Source organism: Sporomusa sp., assembly GCF_057736855.1.
On the sequence record NZ_JBYKYF010000147.1, the window covers coordinates 1,766 to 7,638 of the forward strand.

At 44.5% G+C, this 5,873-nt stretch carries 7 protein-coding genes; 6 read left to right on the top strand and 1 reads right to left on the bottom strand.

Translation table 11 applies throughout. From position 1 onward, the window contains the following. On the top strand, positions 1-343 hold a 343-nt coding region (locus tag AC29Z1_RS10560), incomplete at its 5' end, for a YkvA family protein (protein ID WP_488271426.1). 31 nt (positions 344-374) lie between these two features. Further along, entirely contained in the window at positions 375-1,286 is a 912-nt protein-coding gene (fliB, locus tag AC29Z1_RS10565) for a flagellin lysine-N-methylase (RefSeq protein ID WP_488271427.1), read from the top strand. 75 nt (positions 1,287-1,361) lie between these two features. Here fliB and AC29Z1_RS10570 read toward each other — a convergent pair whose 3' ends face one another. After that, positions 1,362-2,588: a hypothetical protein gene (locus AC29Z1_RS10570; RefSeq protein WP_488271428.1), complete on the bottom strand. Its 1,227-nt coding sequence runs from the start codon at positions 2,586-2,588 to the stop codon at positions 1,362-1,364. 180 nt (positions 2,589-2,768) lie between these two features. On the opposite strand from AC29Z1_RS10570, the gene AC29Z1_RS10575 reads away from it, so the two are divergent. From AC29Z1_RS10575 to AC29Z1_RS10590, 4 genes are all read left to right on the top strand, one after another. Further along, a complete protein-coding gene (locus tag AC29Z1_RS10575; RefSeq protein ID WP_488271429.1) occupies positions 2,769-3,095 on the top strand; it encodes a DUF1904 family protein in 327 nt (108 codons plus the stop codon). 34 nt (positions 3,096-3,129) lie between these two features. After that, positions 3,130-4,878 carry a sigma-54-dependent Fis family transcriptional regulator gene (locus AC29Z1_RS10580; RefSeq protein WP_488271430.1) on the top strand — a complete coding sequence of 583 codons (1,749 nt, stop codon included), beginning with the start codon at positions 3,130-3,132 and terminating at the stop codon, positions 4,876-4,878. 149 nt (positions 4,879-5,027) lie between these two features. Continuing rightward, positions 5,028-5,195, top strand: a complete 168-nt coding sequence (locus tag AC29Z1_RS10585) for a hypothetical protein (RefSeq protein ID WP_488271431.1) — start codon at positions 5,028-5,030, stop codon at positions 5,193-5,195. A 143-nt stretch (positions 5,196-5,338) separates the two neighbouring features. Further along, a partial coding sequence (locus AC29Z1_RS10590; protein WP_488271432.1) for a pyridoxal-phosphate dependent enzyme occupies positions 5,339-5,873 on the top strand: 535 nt, incomplete at its 3' end.

The window sequence follows — 5,873 nt, forward strand, 5'->3', positions numbered from 1 at the left end:
GTTGCGGGATAACGCCATCATTTTGTACTATGCCTGGCGGCATCCCTTAACTCCTGATTATCTCAAAGGCTTAATGGCAGCGCTAGTTATCTACTTGATTAGTCCGATAGATATCCTACCCGATTATTTGCCGCTGTTAGGCATTGCCGATGACGCTGCGCTGGTTACTGGCGCCATGTGGTATTTGACCAAGCTGCTGCCGGCCCCGGTAATGGCTGAAAGCCGGCGGCAAAGTGAAAAGTGGGGCAGAAGGCTGCCATATATTTTTGCCATACTTGCCGCAGCGGCTGTAGGCTGGATTGTGTTGGTCATTATTGTTGTTCGTAAGGTTTTTTTTGAATAGTTTAGCTGCATATAGGGATTGTGAGAACATCATGTTTATTTATACCGATATAGTAGAGCTGTTTTCCTGCCAAATGTGCGGCACTTGTTGTCGCAATCAGTGGCAGGTTACCCTGAGTGAAGCCAGTTACCGCCGGAATGAGAGACTGTTTACCAGCACTGGACGCCTAGCTGAGTTTGAGCAGGCGTTTTTAAGGCTACATGAGCAGGCGGGGTATGGCGAATACGCCTATATTGCCAAACAGGCTGACGGCAGTTGCTGGTTTTTGGATACCGATAATCAGTGCCGTTTGCATCGCGAAGCCGGTCACAGCCACCTTGATGCGGTTTGTCAGACGTTTCCCCGTTTCCCGATGAATACTTCGCGCGGAATGGAATTGACTCTCAGCTTTAGTTGTCCGGCAGTATTACAACTAGCTGACCGGGATGAACCGCTTCACATTGTCAAGGCCGATAAACCGCCGACGGCTGTGCCTGAAGATAACTGTGCGGTTAGCGTGTATCCTAGTCAGCAAGCAGTTAACAACCCGTTGCGTTATTATTTTGAACTGGAAGCCCATTTTATTGATATCCTGCAGTTTAGGGGGTTGCCGCTTAGTCAGCGGTTAGCTTTTCTTGCCGATACGATGCAAGCGGTAAACCGCTTGCCGCAGGACGAAACCTTTGGGAGAGAACTAACCGCCTTATTTTGGGGGAATTATGAGTACTTAGATGCGCTGGCTGTCTCTCAGCCGTTGTCTTTGCCAGCAACTGGAGACAGATTGCTTGAAAATTTCTTTGTTAACTTTGTGTTTAAAAAGCCGTTTTATATTTATGGGTTTGCTAAAACTCTTAATTTGCTTGATCGTATGTGGCAGTATATTGTCCAGGCCGATGATCTGACGGCGGCGATTATGAAACTTGAGTTTCTATATGGTCATGATCGCAAAAGTTTATTGGGGTAACATTGGCGTCTATAAGTAATTCCCAAAAAACATGAGATTGCTGAAAAAAGGAGTTTTTTAACCACATTATTTTGCTTAGTGGAACGTATAGTTATTTAGTACAGTTCCTTTTTGGTCAACAAATTTAATGGTAATAGGCTTGGTGAAGTTCAAGGCTGAACGGTCGATAGGGATAAGGTCATTGGTAATAGACGGGAACCACATGCGGTTATCTGACGGGCTTTTGGTTCTGACGGTTACTATGATGTTGTTACCTGTTTGTATTGCCTGTTCGATGGCGATACCATAGCCTTGTTCGGAAACTGAGCCGAGGTAGGCATAAAGTACGAATTGTCGTCCAAAGTCGATATTTTCTGTTTTCGTAATGATGATGTCAGGAATGCCGCGGGGATCGTTGGGATCAGGTTTTGTCAGTAAGACTCCCAGCTTCATGTCAGTTGGATAGCCGCTTTCTCGCCAAGTCCAATCCGTAAAATTGCTGTTGAGGTATAAGATTCGTTCGCTCAGGGTTAGCACCGGCAGGGCAGTGACGGAAGCCTTATAGCCGAACTGGCTTGCCGGTCGATAGGTGGCAGGATATTGACTATTACCGATACCGCGAATGGTAGTAATTACCCACTGGCCGCCGATTTGTTCCAAGTCAACTTTGAAAGTCTGGCCGCTGGTTTTGACTTGGACAACGGCTTTGCCGTTAGATTCTGATAATAACGTGAAACGATCCTTGCTTGCATCAAAGTTAAAGATGCTGGCATTGGCTTTAACGACAGCCACCGGGTTGCCGGTATGAGCCTCACTGCTAGCGCTGGTTTTAACATTGGTAATTCTCCACTGATCGTTAGTTTTCTTTAATAGGACTTTGTAGGTTTTGCCGTTCGTGGTATGAACTAAGACAACGGCTTCGGTTGAACTGCTGGATTGTAGCGAGAAACTGTCGCGTCGAGCATCAAACCCGTAGGCCGCAGCGGCAGCCTTAACAACCGCTATCGGGGAGCTAGTAGGCTTAGGATGTTCGGTGGGGCGGTCACGACCACGGTCTTGGTTGCCTTGCTTATTAGGTTTATCCTTATTAGGTTGCTCCTTATTGGTTGGCTCTTTACTAGCTTGTTCCTTAGTGGGGGCAGGAGACTGGTTGTCCTCGATTATGGGGGATGGTGCGGCAATTTCCTGATTTTCGGCGGCCTGAACCTTAGCTACGGGGAGACCTGGTAGTATCGCTGAGCCTACAATGGCGGCACCGGCAAGCGCGGCCACCAGCCGTTTATATTTGCGTTTGGCACTTTTTCTGCGACTACTATGCTTCATAATACGCTCCTTTCATAGCACAGTTTTAGTGTAACATTTATTATTTTATTGTCTACGAAACGAATGGATATCAATCTGGGATTTAATGGCTGATTGCTAGGAAATCGACTTGTGAAAGTTGCTGTTGGCCAACATGAAACATAGATATATTAAGCAAATGAACAAGACAGGGAGGATACAATGCCACAACTGATTTTCAAAGGAATGGATATCGAAACCATCAAACAGATAAGCAAGCCGCTGGTTGATGAATTAACGGAGATTATCGGCTGCCCGCGTGAGTATTTTACCCTTGAGGCAGTAAACAGTGTTTTTATTCAAGATGGTCAGGAAGTTCTGATTACTCCATTGGTGCAGATTAACTGGTTTGACCGTGGACAAGCAGTGCAAGATAAGGTGGCTCAGGCGATCAGCAGACAGTTACAGAAGGCGGGCTGTCCGCAGGTGGAAACTTTTTTTGTAGTATTAGAGGAAAGCAAGTATTACGAAAACGAGACTCATTATTAAGGCGCCTTTGCGCAGGACAAGGGAGGCTGGCCGGATGAAACAGTCGGAGTTGCTAGAAATCCAGGATACCGTAAGGCAATATGCCAGGATCATCTCTCAGGTTATCAAAGTGGATGTAGAAATTGTTGACAAATATTTGATACGGATTGCTGGCACGGGGATATACCAGGACCGCATCAATGAAGATATGTCAGAAGAAGGGTATGTATATAAGCAAGTACTGGCAACGGGTGAGCCACAGGTGATTGAAACACCGGGGGAACATCCGCTTTGTGCGTTATGTCCCAGATACGGTTGTTGTAGTGAAAAAATGGAAATGTGCACCCCTATCAAATTGGGCAACGAAATTATCGGGGTTATTGGTCTGATTTGTTCCACGCTGCAACAAAAACAAAATCTGCTAGGTGATTTTGAGACCTACCGGCAGTTTTTGCACCAAATTGCTGAATTCATCAGTGCCAAAGCCTATGTGCAGCGGGAAAATGAACGTTATCAGGCTATGATGAAGCTTTTAAACCAGGTTATCAACAGTGTTGACAAAGGGGTATTAGTGTTAGACTCTCATAGCCGGGTAGCTCATATTAACAGCACGGCCATTAAACAATTGCAACTCAGGCATGATGCGATGCATCAGACCATCCATATTGAGGCTACTGGCGACTCTTTACTAGGAGTCGAGGAATATAAAGTCACTGTTGGCGACAAATCCTTTAAACTTATGGGTGAGATGTTGCGATTAGAACCAGCCTTGGCACCGTTTGAAAAAGTTTTTATTTTTAATGAAATGAAGAACTTTAAGTCAGGCATTTATGGCCTTACCAATGTTGGTACAAATGTAAGTTTGAAAAATATTGTCGGTACATCGGAGGCGATTTGCCAAGTCAAAAGCAAAATTCTCAAAATTGCTGACTCTAATTCAACTGTGTTGATTACTGGTGAAAGTGGCACAGGCAAGGAACTAATCGCCAGGGCAATTCATGCAGAAAGCAACCGGCGGAACAAGCCATTTATCGCTATAAATTGTGGGGCGATTCCTGATACATTACTGGAAAGTGAGCTGTTTGGTTATGTGAAGGGCGCCTTTACCGGCGCTGATCCGCGCGGTAAAATCGGGAAATTTGAGTTGGCTAATAAAGGGGTTATTTTTCTTGACGAAATCGGTGATATGCCGCTGTATTTGCAGATAAAACTTCTCAGGGTGCTGCAAGAGCGGAAACTTGTGCGGATTGGCTCCAATCAACTGATTGAGTTGGATGTGCGGGTGATTGCTGCTACTAATCAAGATTTGAAAGCGCTGATCAAAGAAAATAAGTTTCGTGAAGACTTATATTATCGCCTCAATGTTATTCCGATTGAAGCGCCGCCGCTAAGAAAGCGGATTGAGGACATCCCGGCCATTGTCAGCAGCATGATTGAAAAGTATAGTAGGCTGTTTAACAAACCGATTCAGGGGATTACTCAGGAAGCACTAGACATATTAATGAAATACTCCTGGCCAGGCAATGTGCGCGAGATGGAAAACACTATTGAGTTTATGATTAACATGGCAGATGAGTCAGGCCTACTGACAAAAGATACCTTGCCCAAGAATGTGATGGAGTCAGCCGAACCAACCGTGAAGGACACTATGCCTACAATTCGGCCGTTGCGGGAAATCGAGCGCGAACATATTTTGCAGGCCATTAAGGTGTATGGCTCAACTACCAAAGGTAAACAATTAGCAGCCAAGCAGTTAGGTATTGGCATTGCTACTTTGTACCGTAAACTAGAAGATGCAACATAGTCAGGGGCTACAGGCTTCTGCTAGAGATATCATCATATATAGTTCCGGTATTTTTATTATTATTTTTCATCTGAAACTGATTGTTTTTAGACTTCTGCCGGCAAAACGACAGATAAGTTTATCAATATGATAAAAAATTACAGTAAAAGATGGAACAGACCATTATCAAAATGATAGTTTTTTATCATTTTGATAATGGTCTTTCCGTTTTTACGACAAAAAAGCCTTTATTTCGAAGAGATTTTGCTTTATATGGCGGGCAAAGTATGGATTACGATCTGGGAGTGAAGGGGGCTGCAGGATGCGAAATGGCTTAAATCGCGGGTAATCTTAGTGTTACGTCTGAGAAATAAAAAAATTCAACCTAATCATGCTAACAACCATAGATTGGTGCATAAGGTTGGCACAGAATTTGCGTAAGTATTTGTCAGAAGCATGTAAAAGAGGTGTAATGTTAGGCATGGAAACTAAAATTAAATGGGTGGTTAATAGTAAGCTGGGGGGTAAGGCATCCACCCGATTTCTAAGTCAGCGAGAAATTGACAAAGCCAAAAAGTTTCATCAAAGTTTTCCGGAATACAGCCGTACGCCACTCCGTAAGCTGAGTAATTTGGCTAACTACTTGGGGGTAGCTGGAGTTTATGTGAAAGATGAATCTTATCGCTTTGGCTTAAATGCATTTAAAGTACTGGGAGGCTCATTTGCCATCGCCAAATATTTGGCGCAACGTTTGGGTAGAGATATTGCCAATATGGATTATACTACCCTGACTTCAGAGACCGTACGGGCTCAGCTTGGGGAAATTACTTTTGTTACCGCAACCGACGGTAATCATGGTCGGGGGGTAGCATGGACAGCCAACCGTCTTAAGCAAAAATCAGTAGTTTATATGCCTAAAGGTTCTTCACTTACCCGTTTGGAAAACATCCGGGCTGAAGGGGCTGAAGCATCGATTATTGATGGCAACTATGACGATGCCGTACGTTTGGCTGCTG

Coding starts and splice junctions, on each gene's coding strand:
- AC29Z1_RS10585 (WP_488271431.1), top strand. CDS start 5,028: ATGGAACAGACCATTATCAAAATGATAGTTTTTTATCATTTTGATAAT.
- AC29Z1_RS10575 (WP_488271429.1), top strand. CDS start 2,769: ATGCCACAACTGATTTTCAAAGGAATGGATATCGAAACCATCAAACAG.
- AC29Z1_RS10580 (WP_488271430.1), top strand. CDS start 3,130: ATGAAACAGTCGGAGTTGCTAGAAATCCAGGATACCGTAAGGCAATAT.
- AC29Z1_RS10570 (WP_488271428.1), bottom strand. CDS start 2,588: ATGAAGCATAGTAGTCGCAGAAAAAGTGCCAAACGCAAATATAAACGG.
- fliB (WP_488271427.1), top strand. CDS start 375: ATGTTTATTTATACCGATATAGTAGAGCTGTTTTCCTGCCAAATGTGC.